This window comes from Jiella marina (assembly GCF_024359545.1).
Lineage (GTDB): Bacteria > Pseudomonadota > Alphaproteobacteria > Rhizobiales > Rhizobiaceae > Jiella.
In genome coordinates this window covers 196080-215159 of sequence record NZ_JAKQZG010000005.1, presented here as the reverse complement: position 1 = coordinate 215159, position 19080 = coordinate 196080, and the positions used below count along the sequence as shown (strand labels likewise).

At 65.6% G+C, this 19080-nt stretch carries 19 protein-coding genes; 1 reads left to right on the top strand and 18 read right to left on the bottom strand.

The window, feature by feature from the left end; genetic code table 11:
- Positions 1 to 63: 63 nt before the first annotated feature.
- Complete coding sequence (ytfQ, locus tag MF134_RS11250; protein WP_255339547.1) at positions 64 to 1014, bottom strand: galactofuranose ABC transporter, galactofuranose-binding protein YtfQ; 951 nt, start codon at positions 1012 to 1014, stop codon at positions 64 to 66.
- 794 nt (positions 1015 to 1808) lie between these two features.
- Between ytfQ and MF134_RS11245 the strand changes: the two genes are divergently transcribed.
- On the top strand, positions 1809 to 2843 hold the full coding sequence (locus MF134_RS11245) for a LysR family transcriptional regulator (protein WP_255339546.1): 1035 nt from the start codon (positions 1809 to 1811) through the stop codon (positions 2841 to 2843).
- 12 nt (positions 2844 to 2855) lie between these two features.
- Here the strand turns inward: MF134_RS11245 and hypE are convergent, their stop codons facing one another.
- From hypE to hypF, 17 genes are all read right to left on the bottom strand, one after another.
- A complete protein-coding gene (gene hypE / locus MF134_RS11240) occupies positions 2856 to 3914 on the bottom strand; it encodes a hydrogenase expression/formation protein HypE (protein WP_255339545.1) in 1059 nt (352 codons plus the stop codon).
- Positions 3911 to 5050 carry a hydrogenase formation protein HypD gene (gene hypD, locus MF134_RS11235; protein WP_255339544.1) on the bottom strand — a complete coding sequence of 380 codons (1140 nt, stop codon included), beginning with the start codon at positions 5048 to 5050 and terminating at the stop codon, positions 3911 to 3913. Before hypD ends, hypE begins: the two co-directional genes overlap by 4 nt.
- On the bottom strand, positions 5047 to 5337 hold the full coding sequence (gene hypC / locus MF134_RS11230; protein ID WP_255339543.1) for a HypC/HybG/HupF family hydrogenase formation chaperone: 291 nt from the start codon (positions 5335 to 5337) through the stop codon (positions 5047 to 5049). Before hypC ends, hypD begins: the two co-directional genes overlap by 4 nt.
- A gap of 52 nt (positions 5338 to 5389) precedes the next feature.
- On the bottom strand, positions 5390 to 6928 hold the full coding sequence (locus tag MF134_RS11225) for a sigma-54-dependent transcriptional regulator (RefSeq protein WP_255339542.1): 1539 nt from the start codon (positions 6926 to 6928) through the stop codon (positions 5390 to 5392).
- Between the two features lie 6 nt (positions 6929 to 6934).
- The gene (gene hypB / locus MF134_RS11220; RefSeq protein WP_255339541.1) at positions 6935 to 7867 is read right to left on the bottom strand and encodes a hydrogenase nickel incorporation protein HypB; all 933 of its coding nucleotides are present in this window, start codon (positions 7865 to 7867) and stop codon (positions 6935 to 6937) included.
- On the bottom strand, positions 7867 to 8208 hold the full coding sequence (gene hypA, locus MF134_RS11215; protein WP_255339540.1) for a hydrogenase maturation nickel metallochaperone HypA: 342 nt from the start codon (positions 8206 to 8208) through the stop codon (positions 7867 to 7869). Before hypA ends, hypB begins: the two co-directional genes overlap by 1 nt.
- The gene (locus MF134_RS11210; RefSeq protein ID WP_255339539.1) at positions 8201 to 9130 is read right to left on the bottom strand and encodes a hypothetical protein; all 930 of its coding nucleotides are present in this window, start codon (positions 9128 to 9130) and stop codon (positions 8201 to 8203) included. The genes hypA and MF134_RS11210 overlap by 8 nt, the downstream gene beginning before the upstream one ends.
- On the bottom strand, positions 9127 to 10023 hold the full coding sequence (locus MF134_RS11205; protein ID WP_255339538.1) for a [NiFe]-hydrogenase assembly chaperone HybE: 897 nt from the start codon (positions 10021 to 10023) through the stop codon (positions 9127 to 9129). Before MF134_RS11205 ends, MF134_RS11210 begins: the two co-directional genes overlap by 4 nt.
- Positions 10020 to 10844 carry a hydrogenase expression/formation protein gene (locus MF134_RS11200; protein ID WP_255339537.1) on the bottom strand — a complete coding sequence of 275 codons (825 nt, stop codon included), beginning with the start codon at positions 10842 to 10844 and terminating at the stop codon, positions 10020 to 10022. Before MF134_RS11200 ends, MF134_RS11205 begins: the two co-directional genes overlap by 4 nt.
- A 57-nt stretch (positions 10845 to 10901) precedes the next feature.
- Positions 10902 to 11288, bottom strand: coding sequence for a thioredoxin domain-containing protein (locus MF134_RS11195; protein ID WP_255339536.1), 387 nt, complete (start codon positions 11286 to 11288; stop codon positions 10902 to 10904).
- 12 nt (positions 11289 to 11300) lie between these two features.
- Complete coding sequence (locus tag MF134_RS11190; protein ID WP_255339535.1) at positions 11301 to 11624, bottom strand: HypC/HybG/HupF family hydrogenase formation chaperone; 324 nt, start codon at positions 11622 to 11624, stop codon at positions 11301 to 11303.
- A 4-nt stretch (positions 11625 to 11628) separates the two neighbouring features.
- Positions 11629 to 12249, bottom strand: coding sequence for a HyaD/HybD family hydrogenase maturation endopeptidase (locus tag MF134_RS11185; RefSeq protein WP_255339534.1), 621 nt, complete (start codon positions 12247 to 12249; stop codon positions 11629 to 11631).
- A 362-nt stretch (positions 12250 to 12611) separates the two neighbouring features.
- Positions 12612 to 13310 (bottom strand): Ni/Fe-hydrogenase, b-type cytochrome subunit, encoded by a 699-nt coding sequence (gene cybH, locus MF134_RS11180; RefSeq protein ID WP_255339673.1) that lies wholly within the window; start codon positions 13308 to 13310, stop codon positions 12612 to 12614.
- Between the two features lie 56 nt (positions 13311 to 13366).
- Positions 13367 to 13591: a hypothetical protein gene (locus MF134_RS11175; RefSeq protein ID WP_255339533.1), complete on the bottom strand. Its 225-nt coding sequence runs from the start codon at positions 13589 to 13591 to the stop codon at positions 13367 to 13369.
- Positions 13592 to 13614: 23 nt separating this feature from the next.
- Positions 13615 to 15426, bottom strand: coding sequence for a nickel-dependent hydrogenase large subunit (locus MF134_RS11170; RefSeq protein WP_255339532.1), 1812 nt, complete (start codon positions 15424 to 15426; stop codon positions 13615 to 13617).
- A 4-nt stretch (positions 15427 to 15430) separates the two neighbouring features.
- A complete protein-coding gene (locus tag MF134_RS11165; RefSeq protein WP_255339531.1) occupies positions 15431 to 16531 on the bottom strand; it encodes a hydrogenase small subunit in 1101 nt (366 codons plus the stop codon).
- A 220-nt stretch (positions 16532 to 16751) separates the two neighbouring features.
- On the bottom strand, positions 16752 to 19079 hold the full coding sequence (gene hypF / locus MF134_RS11160; protein WP_255339530.1) for a carbamoyltransferase HypF: 2328 nt from the start codon (positions 19077 to 19079) through the stop codon (positions 16752 to 16754).
- Position 19080 lies beyond the last annotated feature (1 nt).

Below are 19080 nucleotides of genomic sequence, written 5' to 3'. Positions count from 1 at the left end.
CTCGGGGTCAGGCGATGAATCGGGACGCTTCGCAGGAAGCGCCCCGATCCGGCTCGGCTCAGATCAATAGCCGAGATCCTTGCGGGCCTCGTATTCGGCCTGCGGATCGTCGCTCTGGGTGTAGAGCTTCGATTCCGTCTGGATGAACTTCTCCGGCATGGTCCCGTCGGCCATGTAGGCTTCGAGGGCATCGAAGGCCGGGCCGGCCATGTTCGGCGTCAGTTCGACGGTCGCGTTGGCATCGCCGGCCGCCATCGCCTGGAAGATGTCCGGCACCGCGTCGATCGATACGATCTTGATGTCCTCGCCGGGGTTGAGGCCGGCTTCCTTGATCGCCTGGATGGCGCCGATCGCCATGTCGTCATTGTGGGCGTAGAGCGCACAGATGTCCTGGCCGCCGTTCTCGGCCTGCAGGAAGCTTTCCATCACTTCCTTGCCGCCCGTGCGGGTGAAGTCGCCAGTCTGGCTGCGGACGATCTCGAGATTGTCCTTGCCTTCGATCGCATTGCGGAAGCCCTTGGCACGATCGATCGCCGGCGAGGAGCCGGTCGTGCCCTGAAGCTCGACGATCCGGCACTCCTGATCGCCGACATTCTCCGCGAGCCACTGGCCAGCAACTTCGCCCTCGTGGACGAGATCCGAACCGACGGCGGTCAGATAGAGATCATCGGAGGAATCGACCTGCCGGTCGAGGAGCACCACCGGGATTTCGGCTTCCTTGGCCTCTTCGAGGACGCTGTCCCAACCGGTCGCGACGACCGGCGCGAGCAGGATCGCATCGACGCCCTGCGCAATGAACGAGCGGATCGCCGAGATCTGGTTTTCCTGGCGCTGCTGGGCGTCGGAGAACTTGAGGTCGATACCGCGCTTTTCGGCCTCCTTGCGGGTCAGCGTCGTTTCGGCGGCGCGCCAGCCCGACTCCGAGCCGATCTGCGAGAACCCGATCGTCTGCGCGGCGGACACTCCCGTCGCGGCGATCGAGATCGCGGCCGTTACCAACAGTGTTCTGATCATGTCGTACTCCTCCTGTTATTGACAGATCGCTCTTCACCCGAAGCGTGAAGCAGCTTCGGGTCGGATGTCTTGCGGATCAAGGGGCGGTCGGGGCGCATCGCGCACCGTCTCGCTCGCCGCGTCGTGGCGGCACGAGAGCGCGCGCACTGCATCGTGTTCGGTGGATGCGAAGCTGGGACCAGCCTGCGGCGACGGCTTGGCGATCGCCACCTTAGGACGGCACGCGCGCTGAGGCATCGCCCAGAAATCCTGTGCCTGCCATGACTTGCCGCGAGAGTGCGGCGGGATCGAACCTGTCGCTGCCTTCCGCGAGATGCCAAGCGAAGGCGGCAATGGCCTTTCACAACCGTCCGATGCATGCGAAGGGGGACAATCGTTGCGTGCCATTATCCCTGGTGCCCTCGCGCACCCAGGATGAAAGTCCCTCGAAGCGAAAAGGTGTCCCGGACGGCGCTAAACCCACCCCGCGGTCGCATGTGCATGTCTCCTCCCAGCGCGCCGCGGTCTTGTCGCCGCGCTCCGCCTGGAAAGAACGCTATCACTCGTCAGTCATGCTTGAGAAATTCTTTGTTTGCTTTCTGATATAGCAAACCGGGTATATCGTGCGACGATGGATATCGCCCTGCATGTGCTTGAAAACGCACCAGCTTGCCGGATTGGAGCCAGAAACTTGCACGTTTCAAGAACCGCACCGACAGAAACGCTCGGGGAGATCCGCTCGGCGAGGTTTCCGGGCACATTCGGACGGCGCCAACTCGACCGGGCTACCACCACGCGCTTCAGCCGAGGGCGCCATGCTTGAGTCCGGCACACCGGCAAGGGCGGACGAACTCGTCCGCAAAGGTCTGAAGTTCTCGCAATTACGCCTGCTCAATGCGCTCCGCGAGGTCGAACAGATCGGCGCGGCCGCCCAGCAGACAGGCATGACCCAGCCTGCCGCCTCCCGCCTTCTGGCGCAACTTGAAGAGATGGTCGGCGCGCGCCTTTATACGCGCCATGCCCGCGGAATCGCGCTGACGGAAGCCGGACGCCTCCTGGCGGACCAGGCCTCGCTTGCGCTGCGGAGCCTTGACCTGGCGCATCAGCGGATCGGCGAGATCGGCGAAGGCGTTCGCGGGTCGGTGCGCCTTGGCTCGGTAACCGGGCCCGCGCTGGAAATCCTGCTTCCCGCAATCAGCGAAGCGCGTTTCACCTACCCCGATATCGAGTTGTCGGTGGCAATCGACACCTCGGACAAGCTGTCGGAGGCCCTGCTCAGTCGCGACATCGATTTTTACCTCGGCCGGATCCCGCCGACGATCTTCGATACGCGCGAATTCGAGATCGACGTGATCGGTCCGGAGAACATCACCCTCGTCGTCCGGCTCGATCACCCGCTGACGAAGCGCGCGAGCGTGACGATCGAAGATTGTCTCGACTACGACTGGGTCACCCAGCCGCCGGGGAACCTGTTGCGCAGAACCGCCGAGAACTATCTGCTGGCACGCGGCTCGAAGCTGCCCGAACGCGTCGTCGGCACGACCTCGGTGCTGTTCACGCTGGCGCTCGTGAAGGAGACCGATGCGATCGCCCCGCTCGCCAAGTCGGTCGCAGACTTCTTCATCGAGAGTGGCGGGCTCGGGAGCCGCCTGCGCCGGCTCCATCTCGCCGAAGACATGCGGGTCGTCGATTTCGGGATCGTGACCAGGGCGAACGAGCCGCTGAGCCCATCGGTCGAGAAGCTGATGCGGCTAGTGTCCCTATTCGGGGAGCGGTCCCGATCGTCCGATGCCCGGCATGGCCAGCATCCTGACCATCAGCGAGGCACCGGCATTCGCGATACGCCGTAACCGCTGGTGTGCTCAACAAATCCGTGGGAGTTGGTCGCCGACGAGCATATCCACGATGCGGCTTCCGCCGAAGGCGGTGTTCATGACCACGCGGCCGGCCGGGCCCTCTGTTACCTGCCCGATGACCGCCGCCTCGCGGCCGTGTTCGTGGTCTCGCATGGCGGCAAGGGCTGCCTCAGCCTCACCCGGCGGCACGAAGACGGCAAGCCGCCCCTCATTGGCGAGATAGAGCGGATCGAAGCCCAGCACCTCGCAGAAGCCCCTGATCTCCGCTTCGAGCGGCAGCCTGGCCTCTTCGATCGCAAACCCCGTGCCGGAGGCGGCTGCGACCTCGTTGAGCAGCGAGGCGAGGCCGCCGCGGGTCGCATCGCGGGCACAGCGGGTTCCCGGTGCGGCCGACAGCACCGCTTCCATCAGGCCGTTCAAGGGCGCGCAATCGCTTTCGATCGCGGTCTCCAGCATCATCTCGCCGCGGGCGGCAAGGATCGCCGCGCCATGGCGCCCGAGATAGCCGTTGACGATCGCCACGTCGCCGGGCTGCACCAGATGGGCGCCGAGGTCGCGGCCAGCCGGGATAACACCGACGCCGGCCGTCGTAACGAAGAGCTTGTCGGCACCGCCGCGGGCGACGACCTTGGTGTCGCCGGTGACGATCCGCACGCCTGCGAGATCGGCCGCTTCCCGCATCGAATGGGCGACGCGCTCCAGCACCTCGATGTCGAGCCCCTCCTCGATGATCATCGAGACCGAGAGCCAATGCGGAACGGCCCCACCGACGGCGAGATCGTTGACCGTGCCCCAGACGGCGAGCTTGCCGATGTCGCCACCGGGAAAGAACAGCGGGTCGACGACGAAACCGTCCGTCGTCATGGCGAGACGCCCGCCGGACAGGAGTGCTTCGGGCGGCACCAGCCGCGCCTGATCTTCCAGTGGCGCCCCGCCCATGCCGAAGGCGTCGACGAAGACGCCCTCGACGAGATCGCGCATCGCCTTGCCGCCGCCGCCATGGGCGAGCGTCACCTTGCCCTTGGGTTTGCGCCGGGCCGGCACGATCGGGGCGGCCATGGTCATGCGGCCTCCTCGCGGCGGGTGCCGCCATATTGGTAATAGGCCGCGCAGGCCCCTTCCGAAGAGACCATCAGGGCGCCGAGCGGCCGTTCGGGAACGCACTCGCCACCGAATTTCGGGCAGGCGGGCGGCTTGATCAGACCCTTGACCACATCGCCGCAACGGCAGCCTTCCGGTTCACGGCCCGCAGCCTTGCCGGCCCCGTAACCGACGCCGAACTTCACCTCCGCGTCGTAGGCGGCGTACTCGCCCCGGATCTTCACCCCGGACCGGTCGATCTCCCCGAGCCCGCGCCAGTCGAAGCTCGAACGCGGCTCGTAGACGGCCTCGATCGCCGCCATCGCATGGGGGTTGCCGTTCGCTGGCACCACGCGGGCATACTGGTTCTCGATCTCAGCCCGCCCTTCGGCCAGCTGCTGCAGAACCATGACGATCGCCTGAAGAAGGTCGAGCGGCTCGAAGCCGGCGACGACGAGCGGCTTGCCGAACTCCTCGGCGATGAAGCGGTAGGGCTCGGTGCCGATGATCATCGAGACATGGCCCGGCCCGACGAAGCCGTCGAGGCGCATCTGAGGGTCCGAGAGCAGCGCACGCAACGGGGGCGGCACCAGGATATGGTTGCAGAAGACCGAGAAGTTGGTTTGTCCGTCTGCGGCGGCCTTGCGGATCGTTACGGCCGTCGCCGGCATGGTCGTTTCGAATCCGAGTCCGAAGAAGACCACGTCGCGGTCGGGGTTGCGGCGGGCGAGTTCCAGCGCGTCAAGGGGCGAATAGACCATGCGGATGTCGCAGCCTTCCGCCTTCGCCTGCATGAGGCTCTTCCTCGTGCCGGGAACCCGCATCGCATCGCCGAAGGTGCAGAAGATGACGTTGTCGCGCGCGGCGATCTCGATGCAGTCGTCGACCCGGCTCATCGGCAGCACGCAGACCGGACAGCCCGGGCCATGGACGAATTCGAGCTCGGCCGGCACGAGCTTGTCGAGTCCGTAGCGAAAGATCGCATGGGTGTGGCCGCCGCAGATCTCCATGATCTGCAGCGGTTTTTCCTTCGTGCCGCCGGCGGGGCCGACGAGGCTTTCGATGCGGCGGAACAAGTTCTTCGCCAGCGCCGGATCGCGGAATTCGTCAATATATTTCATGGCCGTTCTTCCAGCATGGCGGCGCTTTCGCGCATCGCGGCATATTCCTCTTCGGCTTCGCCCAGTTCGGCGAGCGCTTCGAGCGTGCGTTGCGCCTCCGCCTCGTCGATGACGCTCATGGCGAAGCCGACATGGACGAGCACCCAGGTGCCGACGAGATCATCGAGCGCCCCTTCGGCCACGCAGGTGAGGTCCACGTCCCGGCGAACACCGGAAAAATCGACCGAAGCGATCCGTCGTTCCGCGTCCCGGATCGCCGCAATCCGGCCTGGTATTCCAAGACACATGGCCTTTCTCCCCGTCTTTTTCCGGCTCAGCGCCAGAGCGCAGAGCCGATTCTCAATGCATTGGCTGCGATGCCTCGCCGGATTGTCTTGCCGGACCCGTCGTATCGGTCTCGACGATCCCGTAGCGGTCGAGCTTCGCCCGCAGGCCGACCCGCGACAGGCCCAGTTCCTCCGCCGCCCGCGACTTGTTCCAATGATGACGGTCGAGCGTCTCGCGCAGGATCTGCGCTTCCAGTTCCTCGACGCGGGTTCTCAGATCGCCCTGCAGCGGTGGTGCAGCGAGCGCGATCCGCGCGCCATTCTCTCCGGCGAGCGAGGCGACCTCTTGGCCGTGTTTTCCACGTCCTGTGGACGCATCCCCCTGGCCCAGGAGATCCGGTTCCATAGAGCCGCCACCGGCTTCGATTACCAGGCGCATCAGGAGGTTTTCGAGTTCACGGACATTGCCCGGATAGGCGCGGTCGGACAGCGCGCGCGTCATGGCGGGCGACAGCGGCGGCACGGATATGCCATGGCGCAGCGCGATGCGTTCCAGGACGTCGGCCGCGATCAGGGGGATGTCGCCGGCGCGCTCGGCGAGCGGCGGCAGCGTCACCGGGCAGACGGCCAGACGATAATAGAGATCCTCGCGGAACCGGCCGGCCTCGGCCTCGCGCTTCAAATCCTTGTTGGTCGCGGCGATCACCCGGACGTCGACCCGGCGGGTCTCGTTGGCACCGACAGGCCGGATCTCGCCCTCCTGCAGAAAGCGCAGGAGCTTGAGCTGGAAGGCAGGCGTCACGTCGCCGATCTCGTCGAGCAACACCGTCCCGCCATCGGCCTCTTCGAGTAGGCCGACGCGGGTGGCGTTGGCGCCGGTAAAGGCCCCTTTACGATGGCCGAAGAGCTCGCTCTCAAGAAGCTCGTCGGGGATCGCGCCGCAATGAACGGCGAAGAATGGCCTGTCGGCCCGCGCGCTCGCATAGTGGATCGCCCGGGCGACCAGTTCCTTGCCTGTTCCGGTCTCGCCGAGAATCAGCGCTGGGACGTCGTAGCCGGCGACCTTGCCGGCAAGCGCCAGGGCCGGATTGAGCGGCGAGGCCGGGCCGCGGACGATCTTCTCGAACCCGTAACCCTCGCGCACGGCAGCCCGCTTGGCGTTGCGCGTGACCTCGGCCGATGAACGGGACAGTTTCAGTTCCAGCGACAGGCGATCGTGCTCGCGCTTGAGGGCATTCAAGGCGACGGCGTTGCGCACCACGAGGGTCAGCTCGTCCGGGTGCCAGGGCTTGGCGACGAACTGGTAGATACCCGCCTCGTTGATCGCCCGGATGATGTCGCTCGGGTCGGTGTAACCGGTGATGATGATTCTGACGACATCGGGAAAGCGCTCGCGCATCTGCTTGAGGAAGTCGACGCCGGAGATGTCCGGCATGCGCTGGTCGCAGACGATCGCACGCACGGGCTCGACCTCCAGGATCTCGCGGGCGGCGGCCGCGCTGGTCGCGCGATGGACCTCGAAATCATCTTCGAGGATGCGTTCCATCGCCTCGACGGAGCGCGGCTCGTCGTCCACGAGCAGGATGGCCGGCAGTGTCGTGCCCTCGTCCATGATCCTTCAGCCCTGGCCAGCCGGGCCCGCGGCAGCCCGCAGCGCCGCGGCGCGCGCTTCCAGCGCCTCGATCGCATGGCGCGCCACGTCCCGGCGCCGTTGGTCGAGCCAGCCGAGCCACGCTTCAAAGCCCTCGGCGGTTTTCGCCGACAGCTCGATCACCTCGATCGCCGGATTGATGCGGCGGGCGTTCTCCGCACAGCGCACGCTGTCGAAGTCGCAATGGGGCGCGAGGTCGATCTTGTTCAGGATCATCAGCCGGGAGGCTGCGAACATGTCGGGATATTTCAGCGGCTTGTCCTCGCCCTCGGTGACCGAGAGGATCGCGACCTTCGCCGCCTCCCCAAGATCGAAGGCGGCCGGACAGACGAGATTGCCGACATTCTCGATGAACAGGATGCCGCCGTCCTCCAGCGGCAGCCGCTCCATGGCGTGCCCCACCATATGGGCGTCGAGATGACAGCCCTTGCCGGTGTTCACCTGGACGGCCGGAGCGCCGGCTGCCCGAATGCGCTCGGCGTCGTTGGCGGTCTGCTGATCGCCTTCGATCACGGTTGCCGGCACGCTTCCAGCCAACCGGCGGATCGTCTCGCAGAGCAGCGTCGTCTTGCCCGAGCCCGGGCTCGACACGAGATTGAGCGCGAGCACGCCCGAGGCTTCCAGGCGCTTGCGGTTTTCGGCGGCGAAGCGATCGTTCTTCGACAGGATGTTCGTCTCGATCTCGATCATCCGCGCCTGGCTGAGGCCCGGCGCATGGGCGCGGGCGGGGCCCTGCCCGTAGTCGAGAGATTCTTTGCTCGCACTCACGCCATGATGGTCGTGCCCATGATGATGGTCATGATCATGCGGGTGCGCGTGCTCGTGGTGATGGTGGTGGCGATGAGCGTGTTCGCCCTCGATCGAAGCGCCCTCCCCGGCGCAACCGCAGACAGTGCACATCAGATGACCTCCAGGTCCTTGATTCGCAGTTCCTCTCCGCCGGTCACGGAAAGGCGGTGATCGCCGCAGGCCGGGCATGGCTCGCCCCGGACGGTCATGTCGTGAGCCTCCACGCAACCGAAGCACCAGGCCCGCCCCGGCAGTTCGATGATGTCGAGTTCCGCGCCCTCCACCGACGTGCCGCGGGCGACCACGTCGAAGCCGAACCTCAAGGCTTCCGTCTCGACGCCGCCGAAGCAGCCGATTTCGAGGCGCACCTTCGTCACGCGGGTTGCGCCTTCCTGGAGGGCGACGGTCCGGGCCGTTTCGACAACGCTCTCGCAGATCGACATCTCATGCATGGACCGGCGCCCTTTCCACGACCCTGACGGCGACGCAGGGGTTGGCGCAGCATAGCGCGAGCTTGAAGATTCGGTCGCGGATATCACTCGGCGTCCGCTGCGCTGCCGACAGCAGTTTCGTGAGGAAACCGTCTTTGCGGGTCATGTCGTCCGTCGGCGTTTCGACCCGGTAGGAGACGATCCGGCCGGACTCGACCACGACCCGGTGGACGAGCGTTCCGCGTGCCGCCTCGGCACGGCCGACGCCGGCCTCGGTGGCCCCGGCCTCGACGAGGCGGGTCGGAGCGTCCGCGCGCTGTTTCAGCCATTCGGACAGGCGGGCCGCTTCGACGAGAACGCCGAGCATCCGCGTCGGAAGATCGATGCCTTGCCCGGGATCCGGGCTTGCCAGAAGCGGATCGTCGGCCATGCGGGCCATCGCCGTCGGATCGCCGGCGAGCGGCATCGCACAGAGCCCCGTGCCCCGGCCTCGCTCTTCCTTGAGTATGCGCGTCGGATGGATGGCCGCCCGCGCGATGACCGTCGCCGGATCGCGAAGGAAGACATCGGCCGAAACGCCGAAAAGATCCGTATCGAGCCGTTCGAGCCGATCACGATCGAAACGCGCCAAGCCGGACAAAGTGGCAATGTCCCAGTCCTCCCCGCAGGCGGTCGGCCAGTCGCGCAGGAGCATGAGCGCGTGCTCGCGCAGCATTTCCCTGGCCAGCATGATCGGAGCGTCCGCCGGGGCTGGCAGCCCCAGGGCCGCAGCCGCAGCGATCCGATGGGCGGCGCTGCAGAGATTGAAGATGAGCGGCACGAGCGAAATCACCTGCTCGGGCGTCTTTCCGACGAAGAGACGCGCGACATCGACGTCCCCGCTCCGCACGAGGCGGACGGAGGGCGGTTCATCGCAGCGTTCGACCGTCAGAACTGGGCTCATTCGGCTGGCTCCGTCGTATTCGTGCGAGCCTCGACTTCTTCGCCCGAGCCGGCAAGCCCTGCGGTGAAAAAGCCACGCCGGGTCGGCGCCTTTGCCGGCCGATCGGAGCCTTGCGGCTCGCTCTCGGCCTCGGCCGCTGCCCGGACCTCGTCCTCGGCGGCGATCTCCTCCTCGCGCAACCGCCGGATGTCCCCGGCCTGGTCGCCAAGCTCATGATGAGCGCGATCGAACAGCGCCGTCAACGCCGCGCGGGCGGTATCGCTCGCCTGAAGCTGGCTGGTGAAATCGCCCATCGGAGAGAACAGCGAACAGGCGAAATAATCGCCCGCCGGCTCACGGCGGTTGAAGACGAACTCGTATTCGCCCGACGGGAAAGCGACGACGCGCCGGTCGCCCACCGAAAAACGCGACCAGTCCTCACCTTCCCCGGGCATGAGGATGAGGTTCATGAACCATGGCACGACGAGAATGCCGAGCACGTGGTTCCCATGGGGTCGGAAGCCGATCGCCTCGACGGTCAGCGAGCGATTGGCGAAGGGCGTGTCGCGCATCTTGTTGGCGTGAATGTCCCGGAACGCCTCGGCGATCAGCGTGCCGCGCTCGCGGGCATAGACGGCGGGATCCCGGCCTGGCTGCGTCGGCCGGTCGGCTTCGTCCGCATCAGCCACCGCCCCATCAGCGTCCATCACCATGAACTGGTCGCGCTCGCCATCGCATTGCGGGCAGCGCCAGTCAGCCGGAAGAGCGGCGAACGGCGTTCCCGGCTCGATTTGCCGGCTTTCGTCGCCCGAGGCAGGATCATAGACCCACCAGCAGATCTTGCATTCGAGCCGCGCCCTGTCGGAAAGCTTGGCGCCGGCGCCGAGATAGGATCCCTCGAAACGCAGGGTCATCGGATCGCCTCCGCGACTTCGGCAAGGCGTGCGGCGGAATCGGCGATGTCCTCCGGCGCCGCCAGCGCGACTTCCGGAATGCCACCCACCTCGATGGTATCGAGGATCAGGGCGTCCTGCGAATTGAAATAGCGCACCCGCCAGATATCCGGGGCCGCGGCCCGCTCGATCCTGCAATTGCCATAGCCGCGCGAGAGAATGGTTACGCCGCCATCACCCAGCACCGCGTCGAGATAGGCGAGGTCTTCCGGCGTATGGGGAAGAAGGGTGAGGTTGACGATGTGGCTCCCGCCCTGCCCCGCATGGTCGAAGATCTCGGTGAGGATCGCCGGGGCGTTGACGACGCCGTGCCCGGGCATCGGGGGAGCCGCGAGCGCAATCGCCGGTGCTTGCCCGATGGCTCGCGGCAGCGGCCCGATCTCGATATGCTCCGTGCCACCGGAGGCAACCCGCCAGACACCCGCAAAGACTGATTCCTGAACCTCGAAGCGGCGATCGCCCGCCACGACTGCGGAAACCTCGCCCTCGCCGAGCGTCTCCGCGATCAGGGCGCGATTGCGCGGGTCCATCTTCGCGAGCCGCGCGGCCTCGACCACGATCGCACCATCGTCCGGCGACCATTCTTTTGCGGTTTCGGCGAGTTCCCTGAGGCAGGCGATCGCCGGCTCCAAGCCTTCGGCGCTCTCAAGATAGGGGATGGGCGAATGGAAGGTCCGCATGCCCGACGGCATGGGCATGTAGTCGAGGTCCGCCCCATCCCCTTCACTTGGTTGGCTGCCCGGCCCGAAGCCCGTCGGCGCATTCATGAACCCGAATGTCATTTCGTCTCCTCCCGGCCCTGTTCATTCGGGCTCTTGTTCCGCCGTCGCGCGACCGCCTCAGTGCACCAGCAGGGCCGGCTCCCTGTCGAGGATGGCCGAGATCTCCCGCAGATAATCGTCCCAATCGCGGATCTTGGCGATCGCTCCGACCTTGTTCCCTCGCGCCACGAAGATCAGCGACGGGGTCGGCCAGACGTCGAAGCGTTCGCGAACTTTCTGCTCGATCGCGCGATCCACAACCGCCGGCTGGAAGGCCTTGCCGAAGTGGCGGGCGAGTTCGGGCAGAATGACGGCCAGATCAGCCGTTTCGAGATTCTTGTCTGCATCGCCGGTGACGAACAGGGCCTTGAGGTCCGGCTCGGCCAGAAAGCGGTCGAGAATTGCGGCGTCGACTTGCGGATAGCCCAGCGTGTCGACCAGTCGCTTGATCAGGGGATGGCTCATGAGCGGTCCTCCTCAGACTTCGGTGTGGCCGGCGTCCCGCGCGGCCTGCATGTGGGGCGGCAATTGCGGGCTTCGGCCGGCGAGATCGGCGAAACAGGCGTCGATGTCGCCGCCCGACCCGGCGCGTTCCACGGCAAGAAGCGCCATGTCGATCGCTTGGGCCTCGGCTTCGGACAGGATACGGCGGGCGCTTCCCAGAAAGACGAGAACATGGTCGCCGGCGGCCACCGGGTCGACGAGGCTGACGTCGATCTCCGAAGTCGTCCCGCTCCGTTCGGCGAGAGCGCGGCCCTTCGCCATCGCGGCGACGATGCGCATCGGATATCCCAGGCACATCGCCTCATGCTCCCTTCATCGGAACGAAGCGGATGTCGCCGTGGCGCCATGCGATGTCTTCCGGCGGTCGCCCGGCCTCGTAGGCTGCCAGTTGCAGGGCGCTCGGGCCGAGAGGTTCGCTGTCTTCGCCGGAGGCCTTTTCGGAAACGGCAAAGCCGCAGGCGCGCAACTCCTCGGCCGCACGCCGGACCGCCGGCTCGATCGCCGCGGCGACGACGCCGCTTAGCGAGCCGCCATAATCCTCGATCTGAAGCGGCTGCACGCCGATCAGGACCACATGTTCCGGCTCCCAGCCAAGTAGAGCCGCGCTGGCCAGCACCTCCTGAAAGCCGGTCTGATGCAGGCTCATCTTCTTCGCGCCGAGAAAGCTCGGCACCTTCGATCCGGCCACGACCTTCAGCGTCCCCGGTGCAAGCCCATAGTCGATCGCGTCGAGGATCACGAGAACGCGCGAGACCTGGATGAAAGGCAGGAGGTAGACCCCCTGGGTCCCGCCATCCATGACGCGGACGTCTTCGTCGGTCTGATAGCGTTCGGCGAAAGCCTCCACTGCTCGCACGCCAAATCCTTCGTCGGCCCAGAGCAGATTGCCGATGCCGAGTACGAGCCCTTTCGGGTCGTCCATGACCGTCTCCTCCCATTGGTGGCGCGGTGGGCTCCGCGCCTTGGAATGATTAAAAGCAATCACCGTGCCAACAGGACGGAAAGGAGATCGTTTTCGCACCGCAGCAGACCAAGAAATTGGTCAACCGCCTTTCGGTGGGCGGAAAGCCGGCTTCCGGTTCATCCAAAAATGCAGCTGGAAATGCGCGCGGGCGTCTTTATGCTGCAGCGCAGCGCGTAAGGCACTTCTCCGAGCCGGACAGAAATGGAAACTGACTTTCCAGACACGGCGCCCTTCTGGAAAGAAAACTGGCAGCTCCTCGATAGAGAAGCTGCCAGCAGAGGCGACCTGATTTGCGCCTTGGGAGACGAACAGGAAACCAATCAGTCGGGATCGGAATCCTTGAAGGTGCGCTCGCCGGAAATCATCGTCGAGACGATCGACTGGCGGCTCATGATATCCTCGCGGATCGCGACATAGACGTGGATCATCACGAAGATGAGGATCCACCACATCACCAGATGGTGCCAGGTATGCACGTCCTGGCTCTGGCCGAAGAGCGGGATCACCCAGCTCGTGAAAAGGACGTTCGCCCAGCTTCCCGGCTGTGTGCCCTCGCCATAGAGCGCGAAGCCCGTGACGATCATGAACAGCGAGCCGAGGGTGATGAAGACGAACATCGCGATCTGGGCGAGCGGGTTGTGGCCGACATATTTCTTCGGCCGCTTTTCCAGGAACGCGTACCATCTGATTTCGGTCAGCACTTCCTTCCACCATTGCCCACGCCAGACCGGCGGGGCGAAGAGCTGGCGGGCGTGATGATTGCCGACGAAGGCCCAGTAGAAGCGGACGACGAAGCCGGTGGCGAAGATGTAACCGGCGGTGAAATGAGCAAAGCGAATGTAGCCCATGAGGAAGTTGGCGCTCGCCTCGCCGGGCTGGGTCGGCAACGGCGAGCCGATGAAGTAGCCGGTGACCGCGAGGACCAGGATCGAGGCTGCGTTGATCCAGTGCCAGAGCCGGACCGGCGCCTCATAGACATAGACCGAGGTGACGGTCGCCGCGCGATCCTCTGCCGACATGTCGCCTGCAAGCGCGATGGGCGTTTCGAGGCTCGGAGCCTTCGTCTCGATGACGTTCATTCCGCCCTCCCCTTCCCGAGCGAGCGGAAAAAGGCACCAACCGCGCGGCGCTTCACGATCGCCAAGACCGCGAGTGCAGCGAAGCCGGCCATCATGGCCATGTGGTCGGGCTCGGTGAGGAGATGGACGAGCCCCTCCCCGTGATCGTGCAGCCCGGAATGGGCAAGGGCGGGCGTTGCGACAAGCGCCAGGGCGGCACCGAAGAGCATCCGTTTCGACATGATTTTTCCTCCCAGTGCGGCCTTCAGCGGACCGTGACCTTCGCCATTTCCTGACCGTCCTCGCTCATGACATGGGTCGAGCAGGCGAGGCACGGATCGAAGGAATGGAGCGTGCGAAGGATCTCCACCGGCTCCTCCGGCCGCTCCATCGGCGTGTTCATGAGCGAGGCCTCGAAGGCGCCGATATTGCCGGCCGGATCGCGCGGCGAGCCGTTCCAGGTGGTCGGGACGACGCACTGGTAGTTCTCGATCTTGCCGTCCTTGATCTTGATCCAGTGGCCGAGCGCCCCGCGCGGCGCGGCGACGAGACCGACGCCCTTGGCCTCGCTCGGCCAGGAGGATGGATCCCACAATGCGACGTTGGCGGTCGCACTGTCGCCAGCCTTGATGTTGGCGATCAGGGCGTGCCAGTCGTCCATCATCATCTTGGCGCAGTACTGCGCCTCCAGCGCCCGTGCGAGGGTGCGGCCGATGGTCGAGGGCAGCGCCTGCCTCGCGGTCAGACTGGTGCCGGCGAGCTGGTTGAAGGCGCCGAGCGAGCTGTTCACCTGCTCGGTGACGTAGTCGACCTTCTTCGCGTAGGCGATGATGTAGCGGGGAAGCGGGCCGACCTCGACCGCATGGCCGCGCCAGCGCGGCGCCTTGATCCAGGAGTATTTTCCGGCCTCGTCGAGCTCCTGAATGTTGGTCTTCGTGCCCTTGAAGTTGGCGCCGAGCACGAAGCTCGGCTCGGTGACGCCCTCCCACGGATGCAGGCCCTTCGCCTCGTCCGGGTACTGGTACCAGGAATGCTGCACGAACTCCTGGATCTGCTCGGGATCGGTCGCGTCGACCGGATAGATTTCGTCCCAATTGCCGTCGAGGATGACACCGCCAGGAAGCTGATCGGTGGACTTGTCGTAGTTGACCTTCGGATAGGCGCCATAGTCCATGACATTGGTGGCTGCCAGCCCGCCGCCATAGAGCCAGTCCTTGTAGAAGGAGGCGATGGCGAGGACGTCCGGCACATAGACATTGTCGATGAACTCGATGCACTCGGCGATCCGCTGCCGGACGAAATTCAGCCGCTCCATATTGACCGGCGCACCGGCGGAAAGCTCGCCCTCCATGTTGATCGCGCAGGGGACGCCGCCGACCATGTAATTCGGATGCGGGTTCTTGCCGCCAAAGATCGTATGGATCTTCACGACCTCCTTCTGCAGATCCAGCGCTTCGAGATAATGGGCCACCCCCATCAGATCGGCTTCGGGCGAGAGCTTGTAGGCGGGATTGTCCCAATAGCCGTTCTTGAAGATGCCGAGTTCGCCGGATTCGACGAATTTCTTCAGCCGGTTCTGCACGTCCCGGAAATAGCCGGGCGAGGACATGGGATGGGCCGAAATCGCCTGTTGCAGTTCGCTCGTCGCCTTCGGATCGGCCTTCAGCGCATTGACCGGATTGACCCAGTCGAGGGCGTGCAGGTGATAGAAATGGACGATGTGATCGTGGACCTGCAGCGTCTTCGCCATGATCTCTCGGATCAGATGGGCGTTGGTCGGGATCTGGATATTGAGGGCGTTTTCCGCCGCCCGCACCGAGGCCAGCGCATGGCAGCCGGTGCAAACACCGCAGATGCGCTCGACGAAGGCCCAGGCGTCGCGCGGGTCGCGGCCATTGAGGATGACCTCCAGGCCCCGCCACATGGTGCCGGTGGAGACGGCGTTGCGGATGACGTTGTTCTCGTCGACATTCACCTCGCAGCGCATATGGCCTTCGATGCGGGTGACGGGGTCGACGACAATGCGGCGACCGCCATTGTCGAGGTCGAAGCCGTTGGGTGTCTGCATGATGGTCATGGCATCAAACCTCGAGATCGGGGGCGCGGGAGGAGCCGTTGTTCTTGACCTGGGCGCGCTTCAGCGCGCTGACGGCAGCGTGGGCGGCAATCGCACCGCCGACGCCGATGGCGGCCGTCATGCCGATTTTGTCGGCATTGGCCTCGACCCCGAACTGATTGATGTCGGTGAGGCGCGCATACCAGGAGCCCTTGTCCCAGAACCCGTCTTCGGAACAGCCGATGCAGCCATGGCCGGCCTGGATCGGGAAGCTCGTTCCCTCGTTCCAGCGCACCGTGGAGCAGGCATTGTAGGTGGTCGGCCCCTTGCAGCCGACCTTGTAGAGGCAGTAGCCACGGCGCGCGCCTTCGTCGTCGAAGGCCTCGACGAACTGGCCGGCGTCGAAATGCGGCCGGCGGTAGCACTTGTCGTGGATGCGCTGGGAATAGAACATCTTCGGCCGGCCGGTGCGGTCGAGCTCGGGAATGCGGTCGAAGGTCAGCATGTAGGTGATGACGCCAGTCATGACCTCGGCGATCGGCGGGCAGCCCGGCACCTTGATGATCGGCTTGTCGGTGATGACCTGATGCACCGGCGTCGCGCGCGTCGGGTTGGGCCGCGCGGCCTGCACGCAGCCATGGGAGGCGCAGGAGCCCCAGGAGATGATCGCCTTGGCGTCCTTCGCGGCGTGGCGCAGCTGATCGACGAAGGGCTTGCCGCCGACGATGCAGTACATCCCGTCCTCGTTCAGCGGCGGATTGCCCTCGACGGCGAGGATGTAGTTGCCCTTGTAGCGGCGAATCGTGTCTTCCAGAGCGGCTTCCGCCTGATGACCGGCGGCGGCCATCAGCGTGTCGTCATAGTCGAGCGAGATCATCGACAGGACGACGTCCTTGACCAGCGGATGGGCGGACCGGATGAAGCTCTCCGAACAGCAGGTGCATTCGAGCCCATGGACCCAGATCACCGGCGTGCGCGGCTTGGTCTCCATCGCATGGGCGATCTTCGGCACGAAGGCCGGGCCGAGGCCGAGGGCGGTCGCCGTCAGCGAACAGAATTTCAGGAAGGATCGTCGCGTGACGCCCTGGCGCCGCATAACGTCGTAGAATGTCTCGGTGGCCTGCATGCGTTTCCTCCCGCTCCAGACAGACCGGCCCCGGTTTTTCGGGCCGTTTAGAACGGGTGTAAGCAAAGTCTGTGCCAAGACGCGATTCATCCGCCAAGCGATTGGCAACAAAGGAGGAAAGCCGATGTCTCAGGAAGGCGACATCGGCCGGAAGATGGAAAGCACCTGACCGAAACCGCAAGGTAGCTGTCCAGTCGCGGCGCTCTGAGACTTGTAGACGCTACCCGGAACGGGCGAGACGCGCGGCTGCGATCGCCGCCTGACCGAAGGCGAGCCCGCCGTCGGTCATCGGTACTTCCTGGCCTCCCAGCACAGTCAGCCCGGCTTCGCTCAGGCGTTCGGAGAGCCGCTCGAACAGACGCGCATTCTGCATCACCCCTCCCGACAGGGCGACGGTGGTCGCTGCGTGCCGCCGTGCCAGCGACGTCGCCAGATCAGCAGCCGCGTCGGCGAAACCGTCGTGGAAGCACGCCGAGACCAAGGCGGGTGAGCCGCCCGCGGCGACGTCCTCGACGAGGCTGCGGAAGGCCGGTACGGGGTCCAGTAAGGTGCCCCCCTCCGTTTCAGTCCGATCAAACCGATAGGCGTCGCCCGGCTCGCAAGGTTCACCGGCCAGAGCCTCGGCTTCCATCGCCGCTTGTCCCTCATGGGTGGTGCGCTCGAAGGAACAGCCGAGAGCGGCGCCGAGAGCATCGAAAAGCCGGCCGGCCGAAGAGGTGAGCGGCGTGTTGAGCCCGGACGCGATCATTCGCTCGACGGCGTCTGTGGGTCTCTCGGCAAACGGGCCGCTCAGACCGAGCCGTCCGTCTGCCGCGCGCCATCCTTCGGGACCGAAGGCATGGCGAAGCTGGGCGAGAAGATTGCGCCAAGGTTCGGCAACCGCCGCCGCACCGCCCGGCAGGGGCACGGGGGCCAGCCAGCCGAGGCGGGAGAAATCGCGATAGGTCGCGAGCAGGAATTCACCGCCCCAGACCGTGCCGTCGCCGCCGAAGCCGGTGCCGTCCAGCGCGATGCCGAGAACGGCTCCCTCCTCGTCGTTCCAGCCGTGCTCGGCCATCACCGCGGCGATATGGGCATGATGATGCTGGACCGAGACAAGAGGAATGCCGCGCTCCGCCGCCATCGCCTCGGCCACCTCAGTAGAACGATAGGCCGGGTGCGCGTCGCAGGCGATTGCCTGAGGCACCTCGCCGAAAAGATCGAGATAGTCGGCAATCGCCTTTTCGAACTCGGCAAAGGAGAGCGCGTCTTCGAGATCGCCCATATGATGGGAGAGAAGGGCCCCTTCCGAACCGACGAGGCAGATCGCCGACTTCAGCTCGCCACCGAGGGCGAGGATCGGAGGAGCATCGCGCAGAGAAGCCGGGAAACGGAGCCGCGCCGGAGCAAAGCCCCTGCCACGCCGCACCAGACGGATGTGGCCGCCCATGGCCATGGCGACGGAATCGTCGAGCCGGCGGGCGATCTCACGGTCATGGATCAGGAAGGCGTCGGCAATGCCGCCGAGTTTGTCGAAGGCCTCATCCTCGGTGATGACTTGGGGCTCGCCGGAAAGATTGCCGGAGGTCATCACCAGCGGCCGGCCGGCCGCTTCGGCCAGAAGCACGTGCAGCGGCGTCATCGGCAGCATCCAGCCGAGACGGTTCAGGCCGGGAGCAAGTCCGTCCGGCAGGGCTTCGCCAGCTCGTTCGAGCAGGACGATCGGCGCAGCGGCCGACGCCAGGGCTGTCGCGGCGTCCGAGGGGAGCCGGGCATGGCGTTCGATCGTTTCGAGGTCTTGCGCCATCAGGGCGAAGGGCTTGGCCGGCCGACGCTTGCGCCGGCGCAGCGTCGCAATGGCTTCCGGAGTCATCGCGTCGCAGGCGAGATGGAAGCCGCCCAGCCCCTTGATGGCGACAATCCGGCCGGCCTTGAGGAGCGCGGCGGACTCTTCGATCGGATCAGCTTCCACCCTCCGACCGCCGACGATCAGGCTCAGGCGAGGCCCGCAGTCCGGGCAGGCGATCGGCTGGGCGTGGTAGCGCCGGTCGGCCGGATTCTCGTATTCCGCCCGGCAGGCCTCGCACATGGCGAAATGGCGCATGCGGGTCGCCGCCCGGTCATAGGGAATGTCGTCGATGATGGAAAAGCGCGGCCCGCAATCGGTGCAGTTCGCGAAGGGATAGCGATAGCGCCGCTCGGCCGGGTCCGAAATCTCGGCCCGGCAGGCGGCGCAGATTGCGGCATCGGGCGTGACCCCGGTCCGCTTCGCCCCACCTGCCGTCTGTTCGATGGCGAAGGCGCCTTCCGGTGGTCGGACAAGGGGGATTTCGGTGATCTCATCGATCCGGGAAAGCGGCGGCGCCTCTTCGCGCAGCTTCGCTCGGAAGCGCGCAAGGTCGTCCGGCTTCCCGCCGAGGCGGATCAACACGCCCTCGGCATCGTTCAGGACGTTGCCGGACAACGACAGATCCTGCGCGAGCCGCCAGACGAAGGGACGGAAGCCGACGCCCTGGACCTGGCCGGTGACCCGGATTTCCAGCCCCTGCCGCTCGCCTTCCTCCGACATG

Coding starts and splice junctions, on each gene's coding strand:
- ytfQ (WP_255339547.1), bottom strand. CDS start 1,014: ATGATCAGAACACTGTTGGTAACGGCCGCGATCTCGATCGCCGCGACG.
- MF134_RS11245 (WP_255339546.1), top strand. CDS start 1,809: ATGCTTGAGTCCGGCACACCGGCAAGGGCGGACGAACTCGTCCGCAAA.
- hypE (WP_255339545.1), bottom strand. CDS start 3,914: ATGACCATGGCCGCCCCGATCGTGCCGGCCCGGCGCAAACCCAAGGGC.
- hypD (WP_255339544.1), bottom strand. CDS start 5,050: ATGAAATATATTGACGAATTCCGCGATCCGGCGCTGGCGAAGAACTTG.
- hypC (WP_255339543.1), bottom strand. CDS start 5,337: ATGTGTCTTGGAATACCAGGCCGGATTGCGGCGATCCGGGACGCGGAA.
- MF134_RS11225 (WP_255339542.1), bottom strand. CDS start 6,928: ATGGACGAGGGCACGACACTGCCGGCCATCCTGCTCGTGGACGACGAG.
- hypB (WP_255339541.1), bottom strand. CDS start 7,867: ATGTGCACTGTCTGCGGTTGCGCCGGGGAGGGCGCTTCGATCGAGGGC.
- hypA (WP_255339540.1), bottom strand. CDS start 8,208: ATGCATGAGATGTCGATCTGCGAGAGCGTTGTCGAAACGGCCCGGACC.
- MF134_RS11210 (WP_255339539.1), bottom strand. CDS start 9,130: ATGAGCCCAGTTCTGACGGTCGAACGCTGCGATGAACCGCCCTCCGTC.
- MF134_RS11205 (WP_255339538.1), bottom strand. CDS start 10,023: ATGACCCTGCGTTTCGAGGGATCCTATCTCGGCGCCGGCGCCAAGCTT.
- MF134_RS11200 (WP_255339537.1), bottom strand. CDS start 10,844: ATGACATTCGGGTTCATGAATGCGCCGACGGGCTTCGGGCCGGGCAGC.
- MF134_RS11195 (WP_255339536.1), bottom strand. CDS start 11,288: ATGAGCCATCCCCTGATCAAGCGACTGGTCGACACGCTGGGCTATCCG.
- MF134_RS11190 (WP_255339535.1), bottom strand. CDS start 11,624: ATGTGCCTGGGATATCCGATGCGCATCGTCGCCGCGATGGCGAAGGGC.
- MF134_RS11185 (WP_255339534.1), bottom strand. CDS start 12,249: ATGGACGACCCGAAAGGGCTCGTACTCGGCATCGGCAATCTGCTCTGG.
- cybH (WP_255339673.1), bottom strand. CDS start 13,310: ATGTCGGCAGAGGATCGCGCGGCGACCGTCACCTCGGTCTATGTCTAT.
- MF134_RS11175 (WP_255339533.1), bottom strand. CDS start 13,591: ATGTCGAAACGGATGCTCTTCGGTGCCGCCCTGGCGCTTGTCGCAACG.
- MF134_RS11170 (WP_255339532.1), bottom strand. CDS start 15,426: ATGACCATCATGCAGACACCCAACGGCTTCGACCTCGACAATGGCGGT.
- MF134_RS11165 (WP_255339531.1), bottom strand. CDS start 16,531: ATGCAGGCCACCGAGACATTCTACGACGTTATGCGGCGCCAGGGCGTC.
- hypF (WP_255339530.1), bottom strand. CDS start 19,079: ATGTCGGAGGAAGGCGAGCGGCAGGGGCTGGAAATCCGGGTCACCGGC.